General features: G+C 73.3%; 26 protein-coding genes. 7 read left to right on the top strand and 19 right to left on the bottom strand.

Annotated elements, in window-relative coordinates:
- Nucleotides 1-77: 77 nt before the first annotated feature.
- Entirely contained in the window at nt 78-827 is a 750-nt protein-coding gene (gene hutC, locus ACLQ3K_RS03625) for a histidine utilization repressor (RefSeq protein WP_425997051.1), read from the top strand.
- A 3-nt stretch (nt 828-830) separates the two neighbouring features.
- Here hutC and ACLQ3K_RS03630 read toward each other — a convergent pair whose 3' ends face one another.
- The 3 genes from ACLQ3K_RS03630 to ACLQ3K_RS03640 form a co-directional block, all read right to left on the bottom strand.
- Nucleotides 831-1,607 carry an IclR family transcriptional regulator gene (locus ACLQ3K_RS03630; RefSeq protein ID WP_425997053.1) on the bottom strand — a complete coding sequence of 259 codons (777 nt, stop codon included), beginning with the start codon at nt 1,605-1,607 and terminating at the stop codon, nt 831-833.
- Nucleotides 1,608-1,617: 10 nt separating this feature from the next.
- The gene (gene ligA, locus ACLQ3K_RS03635) at nt 1,618-3,723 is read right to left on the bottom strand and encodes an NAD-dependent DNA ligase LigA (protein WP_425997055.1); all 2,106 of its coding nucleotides are present in this window, start codon (nt 3,721-3,723) and stop codon (nt 1,618-1,620) included.
- Between the two features lie 82 nt (nt 3,724-3,805).
- The gene (locus ACLQ3K_RS03640; RefSeq protein ID WP_425997057.1) at nt 3,806-4,669 is read right to left on the bottom strand and encodes a TIGR03619 family F420-dependent LLM class oxidoreductase; all 864 of its coding nucleotides are present in this window, start codon (nt 4,667-4,669) and stop codon (nt 3,806-3,808) included.
- Nucleotides 4,670-4,813: 144 nt separating this feature from the next.
- On the opposite strand from ACLQ3K_RS03640, the gene ACLQ3K_RS03645 reads away from it, so the two are divergent.
- Together ACLQ3K_RS03645 and ACLQ3K_RS03650 are read left to right on the top strand one after the other, a co-directional pair.
- Nucleotides 4,814-6,118, top strand: a complete 1,305-nt coding sequence (locus ACLQ3K_RS03645) for an NAD(P)/FAD-dependent oxidoreductase (RefSeq protein WP_425997059.1) — start codon at nt 4,814-4,816, stop codon at nt 6,116-6,118.
- Between the two features lie 19 nt (nt 6,119-6,137).
- Complete coding sequence (locus ACLQ3K_RS03650) at nt 6,138-6,539, top strand: MmcQ/YjbR family DNA-binding protein (protein ID WP_425997061.1); 402 nt, start codon at nt 6,138-6,140, stop codon at nt 6,537-6,539.
- A 7-nt stretch (nt 6,540-6,546) separates the two neighbouring features.
- Here ACLQ3K_RS03650 and ACLQ3K_RS03655 read toward each other — a convergent pair whose 3' ends face one another.
- The 10 genes from ACLQ3K_RS03655 to ACLQ3K_RS03700 form a co-directional block, all read right to left on the bottom strand.
- On the bottom strand, nt 6,547-7,068 hold the full coding sequence (locus tag ACLQ3K_RS03655; protein ID WP_425997063.1) for a hypothetical protein: 522 nt from the start codon (nt 7,066-7,068) through the stop codon (nt 6,547-6,549).
- A gap of 92 nt (nt 7,069-7,160) precedes the next feature.
- Nucleotides 7,161-7,541 carry a hypothetical protein gene (locus ACLQ3K_RS03660; protein WP_336672143.1) on the bottom strand — a complete coding sequence of 127 codons (381 nt, stop codon included), beginning with the start codon at nt 7,539-7,541 and terminating at the stop codon, nt 7,161-7,163.
- 26 nt (nt 7,542-7,567) lie between these two features.
- The gene (locus ACLQ3K_RS03665; RefSeq protein ID WP_425997065.1) at nt 7,568-8,893 is read right to left on the bottom strand and encodes an ammonium transporter; all 1,326 of its coding nucleotides are present in this window, start codon (nt 8,891-8,893) and stop codon (nt 7,568-7,570) included.
- Nucleotides 8,894-8,910: 17 nt separating this feature from the next.
- Nucleotides 8,911-9,915 (bottom strand): methionine synthase, encoded by a 1,005-nt coding sequence (locus tag ACLQ3K_RS03670; protein ID WP_425997067.1) that lies wholly within the window; start codon nt 9,913-9,915, stop codon nt 8,911-8,913.
- Complete coding sequence (mnmA, locus tag ACLQ3K_RS03675; RefSeq protein WP_425997069.1) at nt 9,908-11,005, bottom strand: tRNA 2-thiouridine(34) synthase MnmA; 1,098 nt, start codon at nt 11,003-11,005, stop codon at nt 9,908-9,910. Before mnmA ends, ACLQ3K_RS03670 begins: the two co-directional genes overlap by 8 nt.
- On the bottom strand, nt 11,005-12,210 hold the full coding sequence (locus ACLQ3K_RS03680) for a cysteine desulfurase family protein (RefSeq protein WP_425997071.1): 1,206 nt from the start codon (nt 12,208-12,210) through the stop codon (nt 11,005-11,007). The genes mnmA and ACLQ3K_RS03680 overlap by 1 nt, the downstream gene beginning before the upstream one ends.
- A gap of 64 nt (nt 12,211-12,274) precedes the next feature.
- On the bottom strand, nt 12,275-13,147 hold the full coding sequence (locus ACLQ3K_RS03685) for a lysophospholipid acyltransferase family protein (protein ID WP_425997073.1): 873 nt from the start codon (nt 13,145-13,147) through the stop codon (nt 12,275-12,277).
- A gap of 2 nt (nt 13,148-13,149) precedes the next feature.
- Nucleotides 13,150-13,950: a GNAT family N-acetyltransferase gene (locus tag ACLQ3K_RS03690; protein WP_224648298.1), complete on the bottom strand. Its 801-nt coding sequence runs from the start codon at nt 13,948-13,950 to the stop codon at nt 13,150-13,152.
- Nucleotides 13,951-14,065: 115 nt separating this feature from the next.
- Nucleotides 14,066-14,884: an NUDIX hydrolase gene (locus ACLQ3K_RS03695; protein WP_425997075.1), complete on the bottom strand. Its 819-nt coding sequence runs from the start codon at nt 14,882-14,884 to the stop codon at nt 14,066-14,068.
- 53 nt (nt 14,885-14,937) lie between these two features.
- Nucleotides 14,938-15,330: a hypothetical protein gene (locus tag ACLQ3K_RS03700; RefSeq protein ID WP_425997077.1), complete on the bottom strand. Its 393-nt coding sequence runs from the start codon at nt 15,328-15,330 to the stop codon at nt 14,938-14,940.
- 97 nt (nt 15,331-15,427) lie between these two features.
- Between ACLQ3K_RS03700 and ACLQ3K_RS03705 the strand changes: the two genes are divergently transcribed.
- Complete coding sequence (locus ACLQ3K_RS03705) at nt 15,428-15,856, top strand: MarR family winged helix-turn-helix transcriptional regulator (RefSeq protein ID WP_425997079.1); 429 nt, start codon at nt 15,428-15,430, stop codon at nt 15,854-15,856.
- Between the two features lie 11 nt (nt 15,857-15,867).
- Here ACLQ3K_RS03705 and ACLQ3K_RS03710 read toward each other — a convergent pair whose 3' ends face one another.
- Complete coding sequence (locus tag ACLQ3K_RS03710; RefSeq protein ID WP_425997081.1) at nt 15,868-16,440, bottom strand: TetR/AcrR family transcriptional regulator; 573 nt, start codon at nt 16,438-16,440, stop codon at nt 15,868-15,870.
- Between the two features lie 83 nt (nt 16,441-16,523).
- On the opposite strand from ACLQ3K_RS03710, the gene ACLQ3K_RS03715 reads away from it, so the two are divergent.
- Entirely contained in the window at nt 16,524-17,834 is a 1,311-nt protein-coding gene (locus ACLQ3K_RS03715; protein ID WP_425997083.1) for an oxygenase MpaB family protein, read from the top strand.
- Here ACLQ3K_RS03715 and ACLQ3K_RS03720 read toward each other — a convergent pair.
- Both ACLQ3K_RS03720 and ACLQ3K_RS03725 read right to left on the bottom strand, forming a co-directional pair.
- Nucleotides 17,819-19,237 (bottom strand): MFS transporter, encoded by a 1,419-nt coding sequence (locus ACLQ3K_RS03720; protein ID WP_425997085.1) that lies wholly within the window; start codon nt 19,235-19,237, stop codon nt 17,819-17,821. The two genes, ACLQ3K_RS03715 and ACLQ3K_RS03720, sit on opposite strands and share 16 nt — an antisense overlap.
- Before the next feature lie 157 nt (nt 19,238-19,394).
- Nucleotides 19,395-19,889, bottom strand: a complete 495-nt coding sequence (locus ACLQ3K_RS03725; protein WP_224648323.1) for an HXXEE domain-containing protein — start codon at nt 19,887-19,889, stop codon at nt 19,395-19,397.
- Between the two features lie 22 nt (nt 19,890-19,911).
- Here ACLQ3K_RS03725 and ACLQ3K_RS03730 point away from each other — a divergent pair, with 22 nt between their 5' ends.
- Entirely contained in the window at nt 19,912-20,490 is a 579-nt protein-coding gene (locus ACLQ3K_RS03730; protein WP_224648326.1) for a TetR/AcrR family transcriptional regulator, read from the top strand.
- A gap of 7 nt (nt 20,491-20,497) precedes the next feature.
- Here the strand turns inward: ACLQ3K_RS03730 and ACLQ3K_RS03735 are convergent, their stop codons facing one another.
- Together ACLQ3K_RS03735 and ACLQ3K_RS03740 are read right to left on the bottom strand one after the other, a co-directional pair.
- The gene (locus ACLQ3K_RS03735; protein WP_224648328.1) at nt 20,498-20,944 is read right to left on the bottom strand and encodes a hypothetical protein; all 447 of its coding nucleotides are present in this window, start codon (nt 20,942-20,944) and stop codon (nt 20,498-20,500) included.
- A 119-nt stretch (nt 20,945-21,063) separates the two neighbouring features.
- Nucleotides 21,064-22,692, bottom strand: coding sequence for a multicopper oxidase family protein (locus ACLQ3K_RS03740; protein ID WP_425997088.1), 1,629 nt, complete (start codon nt 22,690-22,692; stop codon nt 21,064-21,066).
- Nucleotides 22,693-22,852: 160 nt separating this feature from the next.
- Between ACLQ3K_RS03740 and ACLQ3K_RS03745 the strand changes: the two genes are divergently transcribed.
- Nucleotides 22,853-23,968, top strand: coding sequence for a sensor histidine kinase (locus ACLQ3K_RS03745; protein ID WP_425997090.1), 1,116 nt, complete (start codon nt 22,853-22,855; stop codon nt 23,966-23,968).
- A gap of 17 nt (nt 23,969-23,985) precedes the next feature.
- On the opposite strand, the gene ACLQ3K_RS03750 is transcribed toward ACLQ3K_RS03745, so the two are convergent.
- Entirely contained in the window at nt 23,986-24,624 is a 639-nt protein-coding gene (locus tag ACLQ3K_RS03750) for a response regulator (RefSeq protein WP_224648335.1), read from the bottom strand.
- Nucleotides 24,625-24,750: the final 126 nt, after the last annotated feature.

Genomic DNA, 24,750 nt, shown 5'->3' on the forward strand with positions numbered 1-24,750 from the left:
CACCGTGATGTCTCGTATCCGAGACATCATTTGCGGGGTGGCCCGCCGGGTAGTGTGCTCACCGAGGAGGTTCGACGGTGACGATTGCGGACACGGAGGTCGCTTCGCTCTATCGTGCGCAGCGGCTCCCCGGACCGGCGTACCGCCGCCTCAAGGAGCTCGTCGTGGAGCAGATCGCCAGCGGGCACTGGACCGAGGGCCAGCAGCTGCCCGCGGAGACCCTGCTCGCCACGTCGCTCGGCCTGTCCCGGATGACGGTGAACCGCGCGCTGCGCGAGCTGACGGCCGAGGGCCTCGTGGTGCGCACCGCCGGCGTCGGGTCCTTCGTGGCGAAACCGAAGGCCAGTTCCGCGCTCTTCGAGGTGCACTCGATCGCCGACGAGGTGGCGGCGCGCGGGCACCGGCACCGCGCCGAGGTACGCACCCTGACAGCGGAGTCCGCGGATCCCCGCGCCGCGGCGGATCTCGACGTCCCCGAGGGCGCCGACGTCTTCCACTCGGTCCTGGTGCACTTCGAGGACGACCGCGCGATCCAGCTCGAGGACCGCCTCGTGGTCGCCGCGGAGGCCCCCGACTACCTGCGTCAGGACTTCACCCGCCGCACCCCGCACGACTACCTCATGGAGATCGCCCCGCTCATGCGCGGCGAGCACGTCGTCGAGGCGGTCACGCCGACCGCGGAACAGCGCCGCCTGCTGCAGCTCGGCGAGAACGAGGCGGGCCTGATGATCCGGCGGCGCACCTGGTCCCGCGACCGCGTCGTCTCGGTCGCCCGGCTCCTGCACCCCGGAACGCGGTACCGGCTCGAGGGCGTCTTCGACGCGTAGTGGCTATTCCGGTGCGCGGCCGGAGATCCGGGCCGTGAGGCGGGCGGCACCGTCGCGCAGGATCTGCCCGACGGTGCCGGGCTCGGGCAGCGCGAGGTGCCGTCGCCACGTGGTCGAGAGCGCCGCGACGGGGTGCCCGCTGTGGTCGAAGACCGCCGCGCCCACCGACCGCAGCCCCACGGTCACGTCCTCGACCTCGTCGGCCCAGCCGCGCTCCGCCGTCTCCGCGAGGAGGCGGCGCAGCTCCGCGAGCGTGCGGGGGCCGCGGCCGGTGCGGCTCACCAGCGCCGACGACCGGGTGTACAGGGCCGCCACCTGCGCGTCCGGAAGGGCGGCGAGGATCGCGCGGCCGTTGGCGGTGAGGTGCGCCGGCAGCCGTACACCCACGTCGGTGATGAGCGAGACCTCGGCCGCCGGGCCGGACGAGGGCCGCTCCTTGAGCAGGTACAGGGTCTCGTTGCCGTGCAGCACGCCGAGGTGGACGGCCTGCCCCAGCTGGATCGCCAGCCGGTGCAGGATCGGCTGCGCGAGCCGTTCCAGCGGCGCGTGCCGCAGGTAGGCCGAGCCGATCTCGAAGGCGGTCACGCCCAGGCCGTAGCCCTGCTGCTCGGGCAGGTGCACCACGAAACCGCGGTCCTGCAGGACCGTGAGGATGTGGTACACCGACGACCGCGGCAGGTCGAGCTCCCGCGCCAGCACGGCCGCCGACACCGGCCCCGGCTTCCCGGCCAGAAGCAGCAGGATGTCGAGGGCGCGGCCCACCGCGGGCGAGGCGCTCATGCCCCGGCGCTCACTCGGCCGCCGGCTCCTCGGCGACCGGCTCAGCCGCCGGCGGTCGGACCGCGTCCGGGCCCTCCGCCAGGAGCGTCGTGAAGCCGTCCTCGTCGAGGATCTGCACGCCCAGCTGCTCCGCCTTGTCGGCCTTGGAACCGGGCGCGTCGCCGATCACGACGAAGGCCGTCTTCTTCGAGACGCTGCCCGCGGCCTTGCCGCCGCGCACCAGGATCGCCTCTTTGGCCTCGTCTCGCGAGTAGTTCTGGAGCGACCCGGTGACCACGATGGACAGGCCCTCGAGGGTGCGCTGCACCGACTCGTCCCGCTCGTCCTCGAGGCGCACGCCGGCGGCGCGCCACTTCTCGACGATGTCGCGGTGCCAGTCGACGGTGAACCAGTCGATCACGGCCTCGGCGATCGTGCGCCCCACCCCGTCGACCTCCGCCAGCCGGTCGACGTCGGCCTCAGCGATCGCGTCGAGGCTGCCGAACTCCTGCGCGAGGGCCCGGGCGGCCGACGGCCCGACGTGCCGGATGGACAGGCCCACGAGGACGCGCCACAGCGGCTTGTTCTTGGCCACATCGAGATTGGTGAGCAGGCGCAGCGCGTTCGCCGACAGCGTGCCGCCGTCGTTCGTGAACAGCGGGACCTGCAGCAGGTCCGTCTCCGTGAGGGAGAAGACGTCGCCCTCGTTGTGCAGCACCGGCGAGGCGGTGAGCGCGGAGGCGGCCTCGTAGCCCAGGCCCTCGATGTCGAAGCACGTGCGCCCGGCGAGGTAGAAGAGCCGCTCGCGGAGCTGGGCCGGGCAGGTCTCCGTGTTGGGGCAGCGGATGTCGGCGTCGCCCTCCTTCGACGGGGCGAGGGTAGCCCCGCACTCCGGGCAGGTGACGGGCATGACGAAGGCCCGCTCCGTGCCGTCGCGCAGGTCCACGACCGGGCCGAGGACCTCGGGGATCACGTCGCCCGCCTTGCGGATGGTGACCGTGTCGCCGATGAGCACGCCCTTGCGCTCGACCTCGGAGGGGTTGTGCAGCGTCGCGAACTCGACCGTCGAGCCGGCGACCGTGACCGGCGCCATGTAGGCGTACGGCGTGACCCGGCCGGTGCGCCCGACGTTGACCCGGATGTCGAGCAGTTTCGTGGTCACCTCCTCCGGCGGGTACTTGTAGGCGATGGCCCACCGCGGCGCGCGCGAGGTGGCGCCGAGGCGGCGCTGCAGGGTGATCTCGTCGACCTTCACCACGAGGCCGTCGATCTCGTGCTCCGGGTCGTGCCGGTGCTCGCCCCAGTAGAAGACGCGGTCCACCACCGCGTCGGCCCCCGATACCTGCTTCGTATGGGCGGAGACGGGCAGCCCCCAGGCCGCGAGCGCTCGGTAGGCGTCGTGCAGCGACGACGGCGACCACTCCCCCTGGATCCGGCCCAGCCCGTGGCAGATCATCCCGAGCCGGCGCCGGGAGGTGATCTGCGGGTTCTTCTGGCGCAGCGATCCGGCGGCGGAGTTGCGGGGATTGGCGAAGGGCGCCTTGCCCTCCGCGACGAGACCGGCGTTGAGCTCCTCGAAATCGGCGAGGCGGAAGAAGACCTCCCCGCGCACCTCGAGCACCTCGGGGATCGGGAACTCGTCCGACGGGGTGAGCACGTGCGGCACGTCCCGCAGGGTGCGCGCGTTGAGCGTGACGTCCTCGCCGGTGCGGCCGTCGCCACGGGTGGCCCCGCGCACCAGGGAACCATTCTCGTACACCAGGTTGAGGGCGACGCCGTCGATCTTGAGCTCGGTGAGGAAGACGACCTCGCCACCGACGTCCTTCTGCACCCGCGCGACCCAGTCGCGCAGCTCGCCCTCGTCGAAGACGTTGTCGAGGCTCATCATCCGCTCGAGGTGGTCGACCGCGGTGAACTCGGTGGAGAAGCCGCCGCCCACCAGCTTGGTGGGCGAATCCGCGACGGCGAGCTCCGGGAACGCCGTCTCCATCTCCTGCAGGCGGCGCAGCAGCGCGTCGAACTCCCCGTCGGAGAGCACGGGCGCGTCCTGCACGTAGTACCGGAACTGGTGCCCGCGCACCTCCTCCGCGAGTTCCTGCCACGCGCGGCGGTCGTCCTCGGTCAGCTCCTTCGACATGCCCTGAAGATTAGTCGCTGGCACTGACGAGTCGCGGCGGCTCCACGCCGGTCGTCGATCCGCCCCCTGTCGGTCGCCGTCGTCAGGCGTCCGCGGGCGCGACGGTGTCGGCCAGCCGTCGGAGGTACTCGCCGGCGGCGGCCTCGTCGGAATCGACCGCCGGGTACAGGACGTCGGTGACACCGGCCTCGCCCCAGCGGGCCAGCCGGTCCCGGTCGGGGCGTCCGTCGAGCGCGACGATGCGGGGCGCACCGTCGCGCCCGTGGTCCCGCCAGACCTCGGCGAGCCGGCGTGCGGCGTCGGTGATACCCCGGTCCTGCGGGGTGGTGATCCAGCCGTCGGCGTTCTTCGCGATCCAGGTGAAGTTCTTGTCCGTGCCGCCGGCGCCGACCAGAACCGGCACCGCGCCCGGCGGCTTGGGCCATGCCCAGCTCGGGCCGAAGGAGACGAACTCGCCGTCGTACTGCGCCTCCTCGTCGCGCCACAGCGCCCGCATCGACTCGAGGTACTCGCGGAGCATCGTCCGGCGGCGCCCCGCGGGGACGCCGTGGTCGGCCAGTTCGTCGAGGTTCCAGCCGAAACCGACGCCGAGCGTGACGCGCCCGCCGGAGAGGTGGTCGACGGTGGCGATCGTCTTCGCCAGGGTGATCGGGTCGGCCTGCACCGGCAGCGCGACCGCGGTCGCGAGCTCGATCCGCTCGGTCACCGCGGCGGCCGCCGCCAAGGTGGTCCACGGATCGAGGGTGCGGAGGTAGCGGTCGTCGGGGAGCTCCGCCGTACCGGTCCCCGGGTGCGCCGCGTCGCGCCGGGTGGGGATGTGCCCGTGCTCCGGCACGAAGTACGAGGCGAAACCAGCCGCCTCGATCAGCGGCGCGAGCCGCTGGGGCGGCAGGCCCCGGTCGGAGGTGAACTGGACGATGCCGACCCGTACTTCCTGCGTGATCACCCCCGAAGTAGAACATGTTCCATAGGTCGCGCGCAGGAGTTAGTCACGAATACGGTCGCGTGACCGCATCGCCTCCCGTACAGTTGGTCATATGACCATGTTGCCCGGCGGGCGGCTCCGGACGACCAAGGAGGGCGTCATCCCATGAAAGCATCTGCAGGAGTGACCTATTCGGCGTTCACCGGGTGGAGCGACGAGCCCACGGACATCGCCGCCCCGCTCCGGGGTGACATCCGGTGCGACGTGGCGGTGGTGGGCGGCGGCCTCGCCGGCATGGCGACCGCGCTGCGACTCGCTGAACGCGGGGTCGACGTGGCCCTGCTCGAGGCGGGGTACTGCGGTTGGGGCGCCAGTTCGCGCAACGCCGGCTACCTGTCGAACGAGCTCGCGGGCGAGGCGGAGGTCCTGCAGTTCCTCTACCGGAACAAGCTGAAGAATCTGACGCGGTTCGCGGAGAACTCCGCGCAGTTCACCGAGGGGCTCATCGAGCAGCTCGGCATCGACTGCGACTACGAGGCCACCGGCAACATCAAGGCCGCGATCAGCCAGGCCCAGCTCAAGCGACTGCGCAAGAACGCGGAGATCCTGCGCGAGGCGGGCTCGAACATCGAGTTCGGCGACGGCGCGGACCTCGGCCTGCCCAGCACCTTCCTCGGCGGCATCTCCATCCGCGGCGGCGGCCTGATGAACCCCGGCAAGTTCAGCGCCGGCTTCCGCAGCGCACTCCTGAGGTCCACTGCGCGGGTCTTCGAGCGGACGACGGTGCGCTCCGTGGAGCCGACGGGAGCCCGCGTCACCGTCGAGGTACCGAGCGGTCGCGTCGACGCCGAGCGGGTCGTCCTCGCCACGAACGCGAACACGCGAGAGCTCGCGATCGGCCCCTCGGGAGTCGGCCCGGTGTACACCAGCGTCGTCGAGACCGACCCCGTCGACCCCGAGGCGCTCGAAGCGATCGGGTGGACGACCCGCGCCGGGATCGTGACCCCGCATCAGATCCTGGAGAACTACCGGCGTACCCCGCGCGGCACGCTCCTGTACGGCACGCGCCGCCTGCGCGGCGCACCGGCCGGTCCGCTGGGAGCGCAGGCTCCCGACACGGCGGTCGTCGACGACTTGACCAAGGGCTTCCACCAGCGCTTCCCCACGCTGAACTACCTGGCACCCCAGCGGGCGTGGGGCGGGTGGATCGCGATGACCTCGTTCCTCCCGGTGGCGGGAGAGGTCGCGAAGAACGTCTTCTACGGCGTCAGCTGCAACGGCCACGGCCTCGCCCAGTCCCCGTACCTCGGCACCCTCCTCGCCGATCGGCTCGCCGGGGACCACCCGCACGACGACCTGCAGACGCTGTGGCGCTCCAGGCCGCCGCGCCTGCCCTCCTTCGTTCTCAGCACCCCGGTCTTCGAGGCGGGATGGGCCGTCGATCGACTCACGGACCGCTTCGGCATCTGATCCCGGTTAGGTTGGGAGCATGCCCCATCCGATCATGTTCTCCGACGACGATCCGGCGCTCGCCCGGGTGCGGGACATCGCGCTCGCGTTCCCGGAGGCGACCGAGAAGATCGCCCACGGCCGCCCGACCTTCCGCTGCGGCAAGATGTTCGCGATGTACGGCGGCGGCACCAAGAAGACCGCCACGCGGCCGCACGAGCAGCGCAACACCAGCGTGCTGTTCATCGCCGATCCGGCCGAACGCACCGCGCTCGAACAGGACGAGCGCTTCTACCTCCCCGCGTACATGGCGTCCGCGGGCTGGCTCGGCCTGGACCTGACGATCGGTGTCGTCGACTGGGACGAGGTGCGCGAGCTGGTGGACGCCAGCTTCCGGCAGATCGCGCCGCAGCGCGCGATCGCCGCCCTCGACAGGGCCTGAGCCCTGGTCAGAGCTGCGGGCCCTGCTCCCGCAGGTCGTCGACGTCCTTCATGGCCTGCCGCAGCTGCCCGAGCCAGTCCTCCGTGTGCTCGCCGACGAGCCGCACGCACCAGGCCAGCGCGTCGGCGCGCGAACGCGCCACCCCTGCGTCGACGAGCGTGTCCAGCACCAGCCGCTCGGGCTGGCGCAGGCGGGTCATCACCGGCACCGCCTGGTGGGTGTAGAGGATCGTCTCGGATCCGGTGTCCACGCCCCAGGAGACGCGCCGCTGGTACCGCTCCTGCGCCTCGTCGGCGATCCGCATCCGCTCGTCGCGCGTCTCCTCGCGGAACCGCGCGGCGCGGCCCTCCCGCTGCGCGGTGGAATCCTCGCCGCCGGCCGGCAGCGCGCCGACCACGACGATCTCCTCGCGGTCGACGGTGACCGTCGGCGGACCGTCGAACCAGCCCTCCGGGAGCCGTCCGGCGAACCATTCGCCCGCATCCTTCGCGTCCGGCGCCGCTCCGCGCGGCCCTCGTCCTGCCATCATGGGAGACCTCCTCAGTCGGTCCTGATTACATGATTACATGATTACGCAGGACGCGGGGGCTGTCGAGAGATATCGCCGAGAGCGGAAGGCGCCTACCGGCGCGTGAGGGTGATCGAGGGCAGGCGCAGCTCGTCGCCCTGCAGGGTGGCGGTTTCGCTCGAACCGCCCCGATCGCGGAGCAGGACCTGGTCGCCGGTGACGGTGTACGTGCCGCCGTAGGCGTTGACCTGGCCGCGCAGGTCCTCCTCCCACGTCCCGTCGGCGGCGAGCCGGACGACCCAGTCGCCGTTCGCGTACGTGCCGGGGACGTGCGCGGGGATCGCCGCGGCCGACTGCGGGGGCGCCGAGGTGGAGGAGGACGCGGGGGCCGGGGTGGAGGCCGCGTCCGAGCCCGAGTTCGACGAGCATCCGGCGAGCGCGCCCGCGGCGATCAGGGCGACGACGAGGGCGGAGAAACGGTGCGATCCGGTCATAGCGGCACGATACCTTTGCGGCCGCATCAGCGTCCGGGTTCGAGCCGTCCGCCGCGCACGTGCAGGTCGTAGGCGGATTCGGCGTGCTGCCCGTCGTCGAGGCCGTCGGCCTCGTGCTGCGGATCGGCCCGCAGCCCGATGGTCGCCTTGAGGACCAGGCCGATGACCAGCGTGACCACCATGGCGTAGCCGAGGACCGCGACCACCGCCACGGCCTGCCGCCACAGCTGATCGACGCCGCCGCCGTATAGCAGGCCGTCGCGCCCGGCCGGGGCGGAGGCGCTGCCGACCAGACCGATCATGAGCATGCCCACGACGCCACTGACCAGGTGCACGCCGACCACGTCGAGCGAGTCGTCGTAGCGCCAGCGGTACTTGAGTTCGATCGCGTACGAGCTGATCGCGCCCGCGGCGGCGCCCACCGCGAGCGCGCCGATCGGCGTCACCGCCGAGCACGACGGCGTGATCGCCACCAGCCCGGCCACCACGCCGGACGCGGCGCCGAAGGACGTCGGCTTGCCATGCCGCACCTTCTCGACGATCAGCCACGAGACCATCGACACCGCGCCGGCCCCGAGGGTGTTCACCACGATCAGCGCCGCCGAGCCGTTCGCCGCCAGCGTCGAGCCGGCGTTGAAGCCGAACCACCCGAACCACAGCAGACCAGCCCCGAGCATGACGAAGGGCAGGTTGTGCGGCCGCATCGGATCCCGCGGCCAGCCCGCGCGGCGCCCCAGTAGGAGCGCCATGACCAGCGCGGACGCGCCGGAGTTGATCTCGACCGCGGTACCTCCCGCGAAGTCGATCGCCTTGAGGTTCTCGACGATCCAGCCGCCGTGCTCGGCGGTCAGCCCCGGCACCGAGAACACCCAGTGCGCGACCGGGAAGTAGACCAGCGTCGCCCAGAGGGCGGCGAAGACGAGCCAGGAGACGAACCGCATGCGGTCCGCGACCGCGCCGGCGATCAGGGCGACGGTGACCATGGCGAAGCCCGCCTGGAACGCGACGAACAGGAGCGCGGGAACCTGCCCGACCAGCGGCACCGCGCCCGCGTCCGAGCCGTCGGCGCCGAACGCGCCGAGCAGCCCGCGCAGGCCCGCGAACATGGTCGGGTCGCCCACGACGCCGCCCCGGTCGGGCCCGAAGGTCATCGAGTAGCCGAAGGCCACCCACAGGAGCCACACCACCGGGATGGCGGTGAGGCACATCATCATCATGTTGAGGACGCTCTTGCTTCGGACCATGCCGCCGTAGAACAGGGCGAGCCCCGGCGTCATCAACAGCACGAGCGCGAACGCGGCGAGCAGCCAGGCGGTATCTGCACCATCGACTGCCCCGGTGGTCGGGAACATCGCCGAAGTGTAGCGGGCTACTCCGCCGACGCCTCCGCCAAGACGGCGCGAATCTCCTTGCAGGCGTCGAGAATCGGTCGAATTCCGGGCGAACCGGGCGAACCGCACACGGGAGTGACGGTGGCGCGGGCCAGATCGCGGCGCGGCAAGCCGACCTCGTCGTAGAGGCGGATCGCCGGGGCGGCCAGGTCGGCGGGCGGGCGACGCCGCGGCACCGGCACCGCGGGTGCCAGGCCGAGTCCCACGACGGTGCGCGACTCGGCCAGCTCGCCGAAGCCCTCGTAGTCGGCCACCGTCAGGCGGGTCGCGTCGAGCAGCGCACCCTCGACGGGGACGCGCCGCACGACGCCCCAGTCGATCGGGCCGCACAGGTGCAGAAGGACGGGCGCGTCGACCGCCTCGACGACGGATGCGAGGATCTCGGCCGCCTCGGGCGCGGGGACGGCGCGCACCGGGTCGAGCTTAGTGAGCGCGGGGACCGTGCCGTGCACGACGGACCACAGCGAGGGCTCGTCGAGCTGCAGCACGACGTCGGCGCCGAGGCGGCGACGCAGGTCGGCGACATGCCGGACCAGGCCCTCCGCGAGCGAGGCGGCGACGTCGCGCATCGCCCCGCGGTCGCGGGCCACGCGGTGCCCGTTCGGCAGCTCCAGCCCGGCCGCGAGGGTCAGCGGGCCCGCGACCTGGGCCTTGACCAGGCCGCCACCCCGCCTGCGAGCGATCTCGTAGGCCTCTTCGAAGGCGTCCAGGTCCCGTTCCAGGTAGTCGGCAGTGTGCCGCGCGACGCGCCCGTCGGGGACGCCGATCCGGTAGCCGGTGGTGGAGACGTCGAACCCGATGTCGACGAGCAGTCCGGCGGCGCGGCCGATCATGTCGGCGCCGATCCCCCGGTTCGGGAGCTCGGGCAGGAAGGGCACCTCGAGCTCGCCCACGACGGTGGCGGCCGCCTCGCGCGGGTCCGTGCCCGGGACCGAGCCGATCCCCGTCACCCCCCCGACCAGCGGCGCGAGGGGATCAGACATGCGCGGCGTCGTGCGCGGTCGAGCGGATCGTGCCCGACCCAAGGACCAGGTCGCCGCGCGCGGCGTCCGGCGCGTACAGCACCGCGGCCTGCCCGGGGGCCACGCCGCGGAGCGGCGTCGCCAGGTCCATGACCAGCCGGTCGCCGTCGGCGGACACGGTGACGGGGGCGAGCCCGCCGTGCGCGCGGACCTGCACCATCGCCTCGACCGGGCCCGACGGTGCGCTCCCGGACGTCCACACGGCACCGTCGGCGACGATGCGCGTGACGTCGAGGCGCTCGCCGCGCCCGACCGTGACCTCGCCGGTGGCGGCGTCGATCCCGGTCACGTAGCGCGGCTCGCCGTCGCGGGCGGGCCCGGGCAGGCCGAGGCCCTTGCGCTGGCCGATGGTGAACTCGTGGACGCCGGCGTGCTCGCCGAGGCGCTCGCCGGTCTCGCCGTCGACGACGGCACCGGGCCGCACGCCGATGCGGGCGCCGAGGAAGGCCTGGGTGTCGCCGGACGGGATGAAGCAGATGTCGTGGCTGTCGGGCTTGTCCGCCAGGGCGAGGCCGCGGCGGGCGGCCTCCTCGCGGATCAGCGGCTTCGGGGTGTCGCCGACCGGGAACAGCGCGCGGGAGAGCTGCTCGGCGGTGAGCACCGCGAGCACGTAGGACTGGTCCTTGTCGGCGTCGACGGCGCGGCGCAGCTCGCCGCCGGAAAGGCGCGCGTAGTGGCCCGTGGCGACGGCGTCGAAGCCCAGGGCGTAGGCCCGCTCCGCGAGCGCGGAGAACTTGATCTTCTCGTTGCAGCGCAGGCACGGGTTCGGCGTCTCCCCCGCGGCGTAGGCGGCGACGAAGTCGTCGATCACGTCCTCGCGGAAGCGGTCGGCGAAGTCCCAGACGTAGAACGGGATGCCCAGCACGTCGGCGGCGCGGCGGGCGTCGCCCGCGTCCTCCTTGGAGCAGCAGCCGCGCGAGCCGGTGCGCAGGGTGCCCGGGGCCTCGGACAGCGCGAGGTGCACGCCGACCACGTCGTGCCCGGCCTCGACGGCCCGCGCCGCGGCGACGGCGGAGTCGACGCCGCCACTCATCGCGGCCAGTACGCGCATCAGCGGGCCCCCGTGAAGCTGAGTCCCGCAGCGCGGGCGCGATCGACGACCTGGGCCAGCGCGTCGAGCACCGCGTCGACGTCGGCCTCCGTGTTCTCGGGACCGAAGGAGAAGCGCAGCGAGCCGCGCGCGACGCCGGGATCCGCGCCCATGGCCTCGAGGACGTGGCTGACCCGCGCGACGCCTGCGCTGCACGCGGAGCCGGTGGCGCACTCGATGCCGCGGGCGTCGAGAAGCATGAGCAGCGAATCGCCCTCGCAGCCCGCGAAGGAGACGTGGGCGATGCCCGGCAGCGCGGGGATGCCGTGTGCGGCGCCGCCGTTGATGACGGCGCCCTCGAAGCCGCGGACGCCCGCGATGAGACGGTCGCGCAGCGCGGCGCGGCGGGGCGACTCCTCGTCCATCCGGCTGATCGCCACCGTGAGCGCGGCCGCCATGCCGGCGGCGCCCGCGACGTTGGGCGTGCCGGAACGCAGGTCCCGCTCGTGGCCGCCGCCGTGCGCCAGCGGCACGAGGGCGACGGTGCGGCCGATGAGCATGGTGCCCACGCCCTGCGGCCCACCGAACTTGTGCGCAGCATTGGTCAGCACGGCGAGGCCGCTGGCGTCGAAGTCGATGGCCACGTGGCCCGTGGCCTGGGTGGCGTCGGAGTGCATCGGCACGCCGTCGCGGGCGCACTCGGCGGCCAGTTCCTCGATCGGCTGCAGCGTGCCGACCTCGTTGTTGGCCCACATCACGCTGACCAGCGCGACGGTGCCGGCGGCCTCGTCGAGCGCGGTGCGCAGGTCGGCGGGGTCGACCAGCCCGCGCTGGTCGACGGGCAGCAGGCGCACCACGGCACCCTCGTGCTCGCCGAGCCACTCGATCGCGTCGAGCACGGCGTGGTGCTCGATAGCGGAGGCGATCACGGTGACCGCGGCGGGGTTCTCGGCGCGGCGGGCCCAGTACAGGCCCTTGACCGCGAGGTTGACCGCCTCGGTGCCGCCGCCGGTGAAGATCACCTCGGAGGGGCGGGCGCCCAGGTCGCGGGCGATGGACTCGCGCGATTCCTCCAGGATGCGGCGGGCCCGACGGCCGGAGCCGTGCTGCGAGGAGGCGTTGCCCGGGCGGGCCGCGGCCTGCGCCATCGCCGCCAGCGCCTCGGGCACCATCGGGGTGTCCGCGGCGTGGTCGAGGTAGACGGGGTTCTCGCGGTCGGGAGTCATCGCGTCCCAAGAATACGCGCGACGGCGGCGCCGCCGATATCGGCGGTCCTCCCCGTTTCCGCGCTCAGGCCGCGAGCGGCAGCGGTGCGGCGGCGTCGAGGAACTCGGCATCGGCGAAGACGGCCGCCTCGGCCCGCGCCGCGAGCGCCCCGCGGCCCGCGGCGGCCCACTGACCGGCGTCGATCACCTCGGTCGCGTGCACCCGCACCGCGACGCCGCGCGCGGCGATCACGCGGGAGAGCGTGCTGATCTCGGTGTCGGCGCCGACGTAGGCGGCGACGGTGCTCTGCCGCGCGCCGCGCGCGGGGCCGGGCAGCCGGATCGAGTAGCGCAGCGAGACGGGGACCACGTCGGCATGGGCGTCGATCGCGGCCTGGAAGAAGGCGGGGCGGAAGTCGCCGCGGTGGACCCCGCAGTAGGTGGTGCCCTCGGGGAAGAGGGCGACGGTGTGGCCCCGGCGGAGCAGGTCCGCGACGTGGTCGACGGTGGCGGGGAGCTCGCGCAGGCGCTCGCGGCGCAGCGGGATCGCGCCGAACGCGCGCATCAGCACCGCGACGGGGCGGACGTCGAAGATGTCGGCCTTGGCCACGAACGCGGCGGGCGCGATCGACGCGATGGCGACGATGTCGAGCAGCGACTGATGGTTCGCGGCCACGAGGGCGCGCAGCGGCACGTTGCCGACCGGCTCGACGCGCATCCCGAGCGACCACAGCATCGCCCGCGCACCGCCGCGGATCACGACACGGCGCGTGGTGGCGCCGCACGGGTAGGTGAGCCCGAGCGCGAGGAGGCCCATCACCATCACCGTGACGAGCGCGGCCCACCGCACCGCCCGCAGCCAGGCCGCGGCCTCCTGCGGCTCGTCGGCGGAGCAGCCCGCGTCGCAGGGTGCGACCTGCTGCCAGGGATGCCTGGTCAGTTCCGCGACGGGGATCACGGCTAGAGGCTTCCCGCCGCCTGCTGCAGGCGTTCGAGGTACCGCACGTTGAACCGGGTGCGGTCGATGATCATCGGGAAGTCGGCGACGTCGAAGACCGGGTCGAAGCTCGGGGCGCCGAGGATCTCCGCGTTCATCCGAAGGTAGCCGGTGACGAGCGGCGGGAAGGTCCGGCGGGAGGCGGGCTCCGCGGTGATCTCCTCGACCGTGGTGCGCGGGGTGACGACCCACTGAGCGCGGTGCTTCGCGTCGACCAGCTCGCGGACCGCACGCACCGTCGCGCCGCGGCCGTACCCCTCGTACTGCATCGGGACGCTGACCGCGCCCATCGCGTAGCGGATGCCGCGCAGGTCGCTGTAGGCGAGCAGGCCGGCCCACATCAGGCATAGGACGCCGCCGGTGCGGTGGTCGGCGCGCACGCAGGCCCGCCCCATCTCGAGCGTCTCCGGCCGGATGTGGTCGAGGGCGCCGAGCTCGAACTCGGTGGCCAGGTAGAGGCCGCCGGCGGCGATCGCGCCGGGCGGCGGGAGGATCCGGTAGCAGCCGACGATCGCGTCGCTCGGCTTGTGCCGGATCACGAGGTGGTCGCAGAACTCGTCGAAGCGGTCGGCGTCGCGGCCGTCGGAGACCCCGGCCATCGAGGCCTCGAAGCCCGGCTCGGAGCCGAAGACCTCGTAGCGCAGCCGCTGCACCGTGTCGACGTCGTCGGCGCGGGTGGTGAGCACCACCTCGTACTCGGCGCCGTGGATCAGGGTCTCGCGTGCGGGGGTCCGGCCGATGAGCAGTGTTCCCGGTGTACTCATGACCTCACAGTGGGCCGGTCAGGCGACCTGCCGGTGAACCGCGACCGAGCGGGTCGGTGAATCCTGTGAGAACGCGGGTGAATAGCGGGCTACGCCCCGGTGCCGCGCCCCGTCGTCACAGCGTCGGGCGCGGGATGTTCGACGGCATCGACGCGACGTACTCGGCGGCCTCCGCGAACTGCAGGGAGTCGATCGCGCCGCCGAGCGGCAGCTCGGGCTCCACGGGTTCGATCGCCCGCTCGGCGGCGAGCAACTCGGCGACGGTGCGGTGCTCGGCCACGGCCCGCAGCTGGGACCAGGTGGGCGGCAGCAGGAAGCACCGGCCCGCGGACCAGTCCGCGAGCGCCTGCGCGGCGGTCCGCCAGCCGGCCTCCTCCACCTCGCTGGTCCGGTCGTCGGCCCGCTGCCCGGCGGGCAGCGCCGCGAGGAAGAACCGGGTGTCGTAGCGGCGCTTCTCGTTCTTCGGCGTGATCCAGTGCGCGAACGGCCGCAGCAGGTCGGCGCGCAGCACGAGCCCCTCGTCGCGGAGGAACTGCGCGAGGGAGAGCTCCTTGGCCTCGAGCCGGGCGCGGGCGGGCGCGAGGGCCGCCACGTCGGGCGCGCCGCCGTCGGCCGCGGAGACGAGGAGGACGCCGCACTCCTCGAAGGTCTCGCGCACGGCGGCGCAGACCAGCTGGCGCGCATCGCGCTCCGTGGCGCCGAAGCGTTCGGCCCACCACGGGGCGGCCGGCCCCTGGCAGGCGAGGTCGGCCTCGCCGTCCCGGGGGTCCACGCCCCCGCCGGGGAAGACCGTCATCCCGCCGGCGAAGGCCATCTGCTGCACGCGGCGCTGCAGGAAGACCTCGATGCCGTCCGCCCCGTCGCGGACCAGGACGACGGTGGCCGCGTCCTTCGGCTGGGGCGGCGCCGCGGGAGATTCGATGTTCGAAGACATTCGCTCACCGTATCCGACCCGTCCGCGCCGATGTCCGGTTCGGTCGGGCCGATTCAGGCGAGCCCCAGTGCCCGCCCGAGCGCCCGCGCGCCGGCGTCGATGTCCCGGGTCAGGGCCGCGAGGTCCGCCGCCGCGCGCGGGTCCGACGGTGCGCCGCGGGCGGCACTGCCGAGGCGCCGGATCGCGCGGCGGAAGGGGAGCTCGAAGCCTCCGCCGTAGAGGTCCGGCGGTCCCGCATCGCCGGACTCCGCTCCGACCGCGCCGTCGGGCGTCGGCGGCGGGCCCGCGCCGAGGGCCGTGGCCAGGAGCGCGGCCCGGCCGATCAGGTCGTCGGTCAGCCCGCCGACGGTGCTCTTCCCGACGGACGCGGCGAGGTCCGCCGCCGCGGCCTCCGAAAGGAGGGCCGCGTACTCCCGCGCGGCGCGGTCCAGATCCGCGGTGTCCATGTGGCCTCCACGTAGGTTCGAATGATCGACGGTGCAGCTGCACCGTGCACCACGGTAGACGATATTCGTGCACCGCGGTAGAGGACATGGAGGAATCGTGGTCACAGACGACCCCACCCCCGGACCCGACCTCGCCGAAGCGGTCGGCGTCCTCGGGCACCGCCTGCTGGCGCTGGAGGAGCCGATCCTGCGCGACACCGGGGTATCCATGTGGGAGTACGCCATCCTCACCACGCTGCTCCGGGGCGGCGCGGTCTCCCAGGTCGAGCTGTCGCGGCGGACCGGCCGCGACACCACCCGCCTCGGCAAGCACCTGGGCGACCTCGAATCGCGCGGCCTCGTCGCGCGCGAACAGGCGGACGACGCGCGCCGCCGCACCGTGGCGGCGACCGCCGACGGCGCGGCGGTCCAGGCCCGGGCGAAGCAGCGGATCCGCGCCGCGGAGGACGAACTCCTCGCCGCCCGACTGTCCGACGAGGAGGCCGCGACGCTCCGCCGCCTGCTCGCCCGGCTCCAGCCGGAGTAGCCGGACGCCCGCTACGCGGGCGGCGGCGCGAAGGTGCGGAGCCGGCGGATGAGGCCGGTGAGCCGCTCGACGGTGGCGTTGTCCGGATCGGTCAGGTGCAGGCACAGCAGCTCCCGCGCGGTCGCGTGCACCACGCGCGCCAGATACTCGGGATCCTCGATCCCCGGGAAAGTGCTGCGCAGGCTCAGCTCCATGAAAGCGACCACCGCGTCCCGCGATTCGGCGAGGCGCTCGTGCAGGGCGGGCGGCGCCCCCTCGGGAGGCAGGAGGAACAGCCGCCAGCCGGCGGGGTTCTCGTCGATGGCGCGCACCGCACCCTCGAAGGCCGAGACGAAGGGATCATTGCCCGAGTCGGGCGCCACCTCGGCGACGGCGCGGAGGTACTGCTCGCCGATCCGATCGGCCTCGCGGTCTATGAGGGCGACGAACAGCCCCGCGAGATCACCGAACTGTTGGTAGAGCACCGTCCGCGTGACGCCGGCCTCGTCGGCGATGCGCTTGGGCGTGGCCGCGTGGAAGCCCTCCGCGGCGACGATGTCGTGCGCCACGTCGAGGATCTGCTCGCGCCGCTCGGTGGCGCTCATACGAGTTCGCGTCATTCCCTTGACAGGATAACTTACACCCTGTCATCGTCGTACTTACGGAATGAAAGTTAAGGAGCGTTCCCATGCGGCACTACCCCGGACTCGCCGAACGGGTGCGTTCCCAGGCGGCCCTGCAGCCCGGCCTGTACGGCGCGATCGATTTCACCGCGGCGCCCTTCCGCCACACCGCGGACCCCGAGGTCCGGTCCACCCTGCGCCCGCGGCTGGGGCGGCGCGCGCGGACCCTCGACGACGAGCGAACCGTCGAACTCATCGCGACCACCACGCTCCTCGGCGACGTGGTCGCCGATCCGTACGCCTCGCTCGAGCCGCGCTACGGCACGAGGACGCTGGTCGCGATGCTGCGTCGCGCCTGCCACGACGGGATCGACGCCGTGCCGGACGCCCCGGAGGAGCTCCGCGCCTTCCTCGCCGCGATGGAGGACACACCCGCCTGGGTCGACATGGACCTCGTCGAGGAGGGCGCGCGCCTCGCGCGGATCGGCTCCGCCCTGACCGCGCCGTTCATCACCCGCGGCGTCTTCCTCGCCACCTTCCTCAACACCTACGCGGCGCTGCCGATGGCGCTCACCGGCGCCCTCTCCGGCGCCCGCGCGGCGCGCCGGATCAACGAGACCTCGAACTTCTTCGCCGTGACCACGCTGCCCGGCGCCCTGCAGCGCCACCGGGAGGGCTTCGAGGCCGCCGCGATGGTGCGCCTCATGCACTCGATGGTGCGCTTCCACGCGCTGACCAGGCCGGGCGCCTGGAACCGGGAGGTCTACGGCATCCCCATCCCGCAGGTGGACCAGATGCCGGCGGGCACCGTCGGCAGCTACCTCATCGCGATCAAGGCGCTCCGCGCGAAGCGCGGCTTCGGCCCCGGCGAGCGCGCGATCGTCGAATTCAACCGCTACCGCTGCTTCCTCCTCGGGCTCCCGGAGGAGCTGCTGCCGACCACCCCCGAGGGCATCGTCGCCGTCTTCAACGGCCGGGCCGCCCTGCTGCGCGACGACTTCGACGACGAGACCTGCGGCGCCCTGGTCCGGTCGTCGATGGAGGCCTACCTCCGGCCGGGGCACACCCCGTTCGACCGGGTCGCGGAACGCGTGGAGAAGGCGTGGAGCAAGACCGCCTTCGCGATCGCCTTCTGCGACTTCAAGCCCTCCGAGGCCGCCCGCCTGGGCGTCGACTTCTCGGCGGTCGACGTCGGCATCGTCGGGCTCACCTACCCGTTCCTCGCGGGACGACTCCTCGTCTGCGAGCGCGGCGGGAAGATCCCGTTCCTGCGGGACGCGATCGACCGCTATCTCACCGCCCTCGTCCGGCGGCGCCTCGCCACCTACGGCCACCCCGAGTTCGTCTCCGACGGTGCCGATTACGCGCGGGCCTGAGTCGAGTCGGACGGATTCCGCACAGTGGCGAAGGCCACCGCGCCGCCGATCACGCACAGCGCGGCGGAGACGAGCATCGCCCGGGCGAAGCCGCTCTCGAGCGACGGCCCGCTCGGATCGGTGATCCCCACCGCGAGTGGGAGGACGGCCACGGCGAGCAGGCTCGCGAACCGCGAGATCGCGTTGTTCGCGCCCGACGCGGCGCCGACGTACTCGGCGGGCACGGCCGCGAGCACCGTCGCCGTGAGCGGCGCGACCGTCATGGCCATGCCCAGCCCGAAGACGAGGATCCCGGGGAGCACCCCGTCCCAGTAGCCCGCGCCGGGGACCACCCGGACGAGGAGCGCGAGGCCGATGCCCGCGACCAGGGGCCCCAGCGTCATCAGGGCGCGGGGACCGGTCCGCTGCGCGAGCGCCCCCATCCGTCCGGACAGGACCAGCATGACGACCGTGAACGGCGCGAAGGCCAGCCCGGCCTCCAGCGCCGTGTAGCCCAGGTTCGCCTGCAGGTGCAGCGACAGCAGGAACAGCGCGCCGCCGAGCCCGGTGTACACCGCGAGAGTCACGATGTTCGTGCCGCTGAACTGCGGCGAGCGGAACAGGCGCAGCGGGACGAGCGGATCCGCGGCGCGGTGCTCGATGACCGGGAAGGCCGCGACCGCGAGCACCCCGACGACGAGCGCCCCCACGACGGTGGGCGTCCAGCCCTGGACCGGCGCCTCGATCAGCGCGAACGTCACCCCGCCGAGGCCGATCGTCACGGCGGCCGCGCCGGCCACGTCGAGCGGCCCCCGCACCCGGGCGTCGCGGATACTCGGGACGTGGTGGACGGTGAGGATCAGGGCCGCCGCGGCGAGGGGCACGTTGATGAGGAACACCCAGCGCCACGAGGCGGCGTCGACCAGCCAGCCGCCGACGAAGGGCCCGATCGCGGACGAGACGCCGCTGAGCCCGGCCCACAGCCCGATCGCGCGGCCGCGATCCTCCGGGCGGATGACCGTCTCGATCATGGCGAGGCTGCTGGGCACCAGCAGCGCGCCGCCGATGCCCTGGACGATGCGCGCGAGGATCAGGACCTCGCCGGTCGGCGCGAGCCCGCACCCGACGGAGGCGATCGTGAACACCACCAGCCCGGCGAGGAAGACGAAGCGCCGGTCGTACCGGTCTCCCAGCGCGCCGCCGAGCAGGAGCAGCGCGCTCAGGGTGAGGAGGTAGCCGTCGAGCACCCACTGCAGCACCGACAGTCCGCCGCCGAGGTCCCGCCCGATCGCCGGTAGGGCCACGTTCACGACGGACCCGTCGAGGAAGGCGACGCCCGAGCCGAGGGCCGCGGCCGCGATCAGCCAGCGCCCGGAAGCCGATGCCAGCGCGAGGCGCGGAGACTCGCCGTCGTGGTCGGCCATCATCGCATTCCGGTCGCGATCGGCGGTTCACAAAGCTCGGAGGTGGCCATCTGAACTCCTCGACGTGTCGCCCGCGGCGCCCGTCCGGGCCCCACGGCTCCGCCCATCGTAGGTCCTGCCACCACCTCGGAAAGGCCGCAGAACTGCCCCGAACCGTTCAGAATCCGCGGTCGTGTCCGGCGCGACGCACTAGCGCCGCAATGCCGTAGGAGCCCGCGACGCCTCCGACGAACATCGCCACGGCGCCAGGCAGCAGCCCGGCGGCGGACCGCCGCACCCCCGCGCGTGCGAGCCGCGACGAGGCCCACCACCAGAAGGGCAACACCGTGATCGGCGTGGTGACGACGCCGGGCGCGTAGCCGCCGAACCGCGCCGCCAGCGCGAGGTGCGAGAAGCCGTGCAGGCCGTAGGCCAGCAGCGCCGTCTGGTACCAGGCTGAGCGACCTCCGCTGCGAAGGCCGTCGATCGCAGCCGCGCCGACGACGACTCCCATGACACCGATCGCCGTGTGCGCCAGCTCGTCCGAGACCGGTAGTCCACGCTCGCGCGCCCACGGACCGTTCATGACCCATTCCTCAGCGTCGTGGATCGCCCAGACCGCGAACAGGCCCGCCGTCGCGGATACCGGCACCGTTGTATTACGTTCCGTCATGTAACGAAACTATACTGGGCGCATGCCCGCAGCAACCCCCGGACGACCGCGCAGCGCCGCGGCCGAACGCGCCATCATCGACGCCGTGCTCGCCGAGCTCGAGGACGTCGGGTACCAGGGCCTGACCATCGAGACCGTCGCGAAACGCGCCGGCGTGGGCAGGCCGACGATCTACCGTCGGTGGCCGGATCGCGACGCCCTCGTCGTCGGCGCCCTGATCGCGACGGTGCCGCCGCTGCGGGCGCCGACGACCGACGATCCGGTCGCCGACCTCCGGAGCCTCGCAGCGACCTTCGTCGCCGGGATCGCGCACTCCCCCGCCGCCCGAGCCGTGCTCGCGGTGCACGCCGCTGGGGCGCACCGCCCGGACCTTCGGGCGGCCCTGCAGGAGACTTACCTCGCACCCCGCGCGGCGGTCCTCGCGGACGCCATCACGCGGGCGCGGGAAGCGGGAGCGATCCGGGGCGGGGTCTCCGACGCGCAGGTGCGCGACCTGTTGTTCGGCCCAGCCGTCTACCGGTGGCTGATCGTCGGCGAGGTGCCGCCGCCGTCGGAGCTCGACGCCGTGCTCGACCTCGCGCTCGCCGCGCTGGCGCCGTGATCGCTACTCAGCGGACGTCGAAGGAGCCGCTGCCCGGCGTCGGTGCCAGCACGACCGCCACGGTGCCGGAACTGACGAATCGGGCGGCGTAGGTGACCCTGCCGGTCCCCGTGTGCGCGACGGCCGTGGTGGGCACCTGTCCGTTGGCGAAGGGCTTGACGGTGACCGAGCCCCGCGCGCCGGTGCGCACGTTGCGGAAGTCGATCCGCACGAGCGAGCCGTACGAGTTGTAGCCGACGGAGCTGTGCGCGGCGAGGCGCACCTCGCCCGGCCGGCCCGTCGTGTCGGCGCCGATCCGGGTGGTGAAGGGCTGCGGGATGCCCAGGCCCGCGACCTGGGTGGCGGCCAGCGGTACCTGCGGCACGGCGAGCGGTGCGGCCTGCGCGGGCACGGCGCCGATTCCGGCGACCAGGCCCGCGGTGGCGATTCCGGTGACGAGCGTCTTCTTCAGCATGAGCGTCCTCCTCCGACTCGTCCGTGCCACAGGGGGTTGCGGCACGGAGGGTTCCTCACCGGTGAGGTCGGCACCGTCCTTGCGATCGTTACACCGGGTGTCGCCGTGCGCCCCGCCGGTCAATGCCCGCCGTGCGCTCCCGCGGACGCGGAGGGAGCGGAGCCCCCCGCCGACGACGAGGGCGTCGACATGCCCGGCATCCCCGCCATCTCCAGCCGGGTGGGCGCGGTCTGGCCCTTCCCCGCCACCACGAACTGGCCCATCATGCCGCGGTCCTCGTGGTAGAGCAGGTGGCAGTGGTACATGTACGGCATCGTCAGGTCGGTGTAGTCGGTGAAGCGCATGGCGAGGGCGCAGCTGTCACCGGGCGCGAGGTAGACGGTGTCCTTCCAGCCGCGCAGGTGCGCGGGCGGGGTCCTCCCGTTGAACGACGCGACCTGGAACTGCACGTCGTGGATGTGGAAATTGTGCGGCCAGTTGTCCTTGTTGCGCACCGTCCACACCTCGGTCGTGTCGACGACGGGCGCGAGATCGATGCGGCTCATGTCCATCCGCTCGCCGTTGATCATGTACCACTGCAGGTCGAAGGCCCGCGCCGCCGGCGACGGTGCCGTCGCGCCCGCGGCGAGCGGCGCGATGGCGCCGAGGTCGCGGGGCACGGCGCCGGCCCCGGCGGCGAGGGTCTCGGACCCGACCAGCTCGAGCACGTCGAGGGTGTCCTCCTGCCCGTACTCGCGCGCCGTCTCGCCGGAGATCCTGCCGCGCTGCGTGATCGGGTACGAGCGCAGCATCGTGCGCTCGCCGGCGGCGACGCGGACCACGATCTCGGCGCGCTCACCCGGGCTGAGCATGAGGCGGTCCAGGGACACCGGCGCGGCGAGCAGCCCGCCGTCGGAGGCGATCATCTCGAACCGGCGGCCGTCCGCGAAGCCGAACTCGAAGCAGCGCGCGGACGCGCCGTTGAGCAGGCGCAGCCGCATCCGGTCGCGGCGCGCCACGAGGCTCGCGCCGGCGATGCCGTTGGTGATGACGGTCGGGCCGATGAGCCCGGTCTCGCCCGGTGCCGTTTCGTCCAGTTCGCCCGCGGGCGTGAACTTCCGGTCCTGCACGACGACGGGGACGTCGTCGACGCCGTAGTCGGACGGCAGGCCCAGCGCGTCCTGCGCATCGTCGTCGACGAGGAAGAAGCCGGAGAGCCCGCGGTAGACGTGCTTCTCGGTGACGCCGTGCGGATGCGGGTGGTACCACAGCGTCGAGGCGCGCTGCCGCACCGTCCATTCCGCCTTCCACGTGGCGCCCGGCTCGACCATCTGGTGCGGGCCGCCGTCGGCGCGGGCGGGGACGTGCATGCCGTGCCAGTGCACGCTGGTCGCCTCGGCGAGACCGTTCCGCACCGTCACCGCGACCTTCTCGCCGTCCCGGGCGCGCAGCGTGGGGCCGAGGATGTCGCCGTTGAATCCCCACGTCGCGCTGCGGCGGCCGGCGACGATCTCCGTCGATCCGGCCTGCGTGGCGAGATCGAACCGTCGCACGCCGTCGGCGCCCACGACGGACCGCGCGAGCGGCGGGATCGGCAGGGCCCGGCGGCCGCCCGGCAGGACGGGCGCGCCGGGGCCCGACGGTGCCGCCGTCGCACGGCATCCGGCGACCGCGGCGCCCGCGAGTGGGGCGGCGATCAGGGCGGTGAGGAAGCGGCGGCGGTTGGTGCCGGCGACGGCTCGTGGCCGCGCGGCGGTATCGGTGATCATGCTCTCCAGCGTCGTCGGCGGCGCCCGCGCGCGACTCCGCCCTTCGGACACGGAAACCGGGCGCGGGACTAGCCGGGAGGGGGTTGACAATCCCCCAACCCGACGCTACGTGCGCAGGTCACGGCTTCTCCCCGGCCCCGCGGTGCCGTACGGTGCTGCCATGTCGCGCACCAGATGGACCGTCGGGGTGCGGGTCGCTCCCCTCGTGGTGGTGCCCGTGCTGCTCGCGGTGAGCGTGTACCCCGGGCGCTTCCACGCCTCGCCCGCGTACATCGCGGGATCGATGCTCGCCGCCGCGCTGTTCGCCCTCGGGGGCCGCGCGCCGTTCGCCGTCTCGCTCGCCCTGTCGGTGCTGTGCGGCGGCCTCCTCTCGGCGGAGGCCTGGGGGCCGGCGGGCCTCGTGCCCTACCTCGCCGCGCTCGCCCTCGCCGAGCTCGCGGCCTCGCAGCGGCCTCGGTGGCAGGTGGTCACGGCGACGCTCGTGTGGGCGGCCTGCTACATCACCGGATCGCTGTTCGACAACGAGCAGCACACGCTGATCCGGGTGCTGGCCGAGACGCTCAGCTTCGTCGGGCTCCCCGTCGTGGGCGGGCTGTACATGCGGGAGCGGTTCGCGCAGGCGGAACGCGAGCGGCGAGCTCTCGCGGAGGAGGCGCTCCAGGCCCGCCGCGACGAGCGCGCCGCCCTCGCCCGCGAGCTGCACGACCTGATCGCCCACCACATGTCGGCGATCTCGCTGCGCGTCGGCGTCGCGCGCACCGTCTACGCGGGCATCGACCCCGGCCTCGACGAGGTCCTCGCGGACATCCACGGCACGGCGACGGACTCCCTCGCCGACATCCGGCGGCTGCTGGCCGCGATGCGGGCACGGGAGCCCGTGCAGGACCGGACGATCGACGACACCGACGCCGAACTGCGGCGGGCGGTGGAGCGCACCGTCGACGCTGGCTTCGACGTCCGCGCGCGCATCGATCTGGGCGAGGCCGGCCCCGCCGCGATCGACGCCCTGACGCTGGTGCGGGTCGTGCAGGAGGCGCTGACGAACGTCATGAAGCACGCGCCCCGCGGCGCGACGGTCACCGTCGACGTGGGCGCGGCCGACGGTGCCTGGGAGGCCCGGGTGACGAGTCCGCTTCCCGCGCACGGGCACCGCGGGCACGGCTACGGGCTCACCGGGATGGCCGAACGCGCGGAGCTCGCCGGCGGCACCATCACCACCGGACCCGACGGTGACCGGTGGGTGGTCGCGCTGTCCGTGCCGATCCGCGCCGCCTGACGCGACGGAGGCTGCGGCTACCCGGAGGCGAAGCGCGCCAGCTCGACCCGGGACCGCGCGCCCGTCTTCTGCCGCAGGTTCGCGATGTGCGCCTTCACCGTCGACTCGGCGACGTGCAGCCGACCGGCGATGGCCGCGTTGCCCAACCCGTCGGCGACCAGCGCGAGCACGTCGCGCTCGCGGTCGGTGAGCGGCACCGCGGGCTCCGCCCCCGACGGTTCCGCGGCGGCGGAGCGGGCGCGCAGGGCCTCGTCGAGCACCCGGCGCGCGGGGCCGGGCGACATGGGTACCTCGCCGCCGAGCGCCCGCCGCAGGCCGTCGAGCAGCGCTTCTGGGGCGATGTCCTTGACCAGGAAGCCCACGGCGCCCGCGGCGAGCGCCGGATACATGTGATCGTCGTCGTCGAAGGTGGTCAGCACGACGATCCGGGCGGACGGGTCCGCGGCGATGATCCGCTCGATGCCGTGCACCCCGTCGGCACCGGGCATCCGCAGGTCCATGAGCACGACGTCGGGTGCGAGCTCGCGGTAGGCGCGGGCGGCCTCGTCGCCGTTGGTCGCCTCGCCCGCGACGGTGAAGTCGGGGGCGGCGGTGAGCAGCATCTTCAGGCCGTCGCGGATCAGCCGCTGGTCGTCGACGATCAACACACTGCTCACGAGAGACGATCCTAGACGCGGACGCGCCCACCCCCGGCCCCGTCGGTGACGACGCTCCTATGGGTGTCAAGTAGTCCACGGGTGCTCAAGTAGGCGGTAGAGGTCGCGGGCGATGTAGCGCTTGAG

Source organism: Tsukamurella sp. DT100, from assembly GCF_049844855.1.
Lineage (GTDB): Bacteria > Actinomycetota > Actinomycetes > Mycobacteriales > Mycobacteriaceae > Tsukamurella.

Excerpts from the sequence above, each read along its gene's own strand:
- ACLQ3K_RS03630 (WP_425997053.1), bottom strand. The coding sequence starts at position 1,607 with ATGAGCGCCTCGCCCGCGGTGGGCCGCGCCCTCGACATCCTGCTGCTT.
- ligA (WP_425997055.1), bottom strand. The coding sequence starts at position 3,723 with ATGTCGAAGGAGCTGACCGAGGACGACCGCCGCGCGTGGCAGGAACTC.
- ACLQ3K_RS03645 (WP_425997059.1), top strand. The coding sequence starts at position 4,814 with ATGAAAGCATCTGCAGGAGTGACCTATTCGGCGTTCACCGGGTGGAGC.
- ACLQ3K_RS03650 (WP_425997061.1), top strand. The coding sequence starts at position 6,138 with ATGCCCCATCCGATCATGTTCTCCGACGACGATCCGGCGCTCGCCCGG.
- ACLQ3K_RS03655 (WP_425997063.1), bottom strand. The coding sequence starts at position 7,068 with ATGATGGCAGGACGAGGGCCGCGCGGAGCGGCGCCGGACGCGAAGGAT.
- ACLQ3K_RS03660 (WP_336672143.1), bottom strand. The coding sequence starts at position 7,541 with ATGACCGGATCGCACCGTTTCTCCGCCCTCGTCGTCGCCCTGATCGCC.
- ACLQ3K_RS03665 (WP_425997065.1), bottom strand. The coding sequence starts at position 8,893 with ATGTTCCCGACCACCGGGGCAGTCGATGGTGCAGATACCGCCTGGCTG.
- ACLQ3K_RS03670 (WP_425997067.1), bottom strand. The coding sequence starts at position 9,915 with ATGTCTGATCCCCTCGCGCCGCTGGTCGGGGGGGTGACGGGGATCGGC.
- mnmA (WP_425997069.1), bottom strand. The coding sequence starts at position 11,005 with ATGCGCGTACTGGCCGCGATGAGTGGCGGCGTCGACTCCGCCGTCGCC.
- ACLQ3K_RS03680 (WP_425997071.1), bottom strand. The coding sequence starts at position 12,210 with ATGACTCCCGACCGCGAGAACCCCGTCTACCTCGACCACGCCGCGGAC.
- ACLQ3K_RS03690 (WP_224648298.1), bottom strand. The coding sequence starts at position 13,950 with ATGAGTACACCGGGAACACTGCTCATCGGCCGGACCCCCGCACGCGAG.
- ACLQ3K_RS03695 (WP_425997075.1), bottom strand. The coding sequence starts at position 14,884 with ATGTCTTCGAACATCGAATCTCCCGCGGCGCCGCCCCAGCCGAAGGAC.
- ACLQ3K_RS03700 (WP_425997077.1), bottom strand. The coding sequence starts at position 15,330 with ATGGACACCGCGGATCTGGACCGCGCCGCGCGGGAGTACGCGGCCCTC.
- ACLQ3K_RS03710 (WP_425997081.1), bottom strand. The coding sequence starts at position 16,440 with ATGAGCGCCACCGAGCGGCGCGAGCAGATCCTCGACGTGGCGCACGAC.
- ACLQ3K_RS03715 (WP_425997083.1), top strand. The coding sequence starts at position 16,524 with ATGCGGCACTACCCCGGACTCGCCGAACGGGTGCGTTCCCAGGCGGCC.
- ACLQ3K_RS03720 (WP_425997085.1), bottom strand. The coding sequence starts at position 19,237 with ATGGCCGACCACGACGGCGAGTCTCCGCGCCTCGCGCTGGCATCGGCT.
- ACLQ3K_RS03725 (WP_224648323.1), bottom strand. The coding sequence starts at position 19,889 with ATGACGGAACGTAATACAACGGTGCCGGTATCCGCGACGGCGGGCCTG.
- ACLQ3K_RS03730 (WP_224648326.1), top strand. The coding sequence starts at position 19,912 with ATGCCCGCAGCAACCCCCGGACGACCGCGCAGCGCCGCGGCCGAACGC.
- ACLQ3K_RS03735 (WP_224648328.1), bottom strand. The coding sequence starts at position 20,944 with ATGCTGAAGAAGACGCTCGTCACCGGAATCGCCACCGCGGGCCTGGTC.
- ACLQ3K_RS03740 (WP_425997088.1), bottom strand. The coding sequence starts at position 22,692 with ATGATCACCGATACCGCCGCGCGGCCACGAGCCGTCGCCGGCACCAAC.
- ACLQ3K_RS03745 (WP_425997090.1), top strand. The coding sequence starts at position 22,853 with ATGTCGCGCACCAGATGGACCGTCGGGGTGCGGGTCGCTCCCCTCGTG.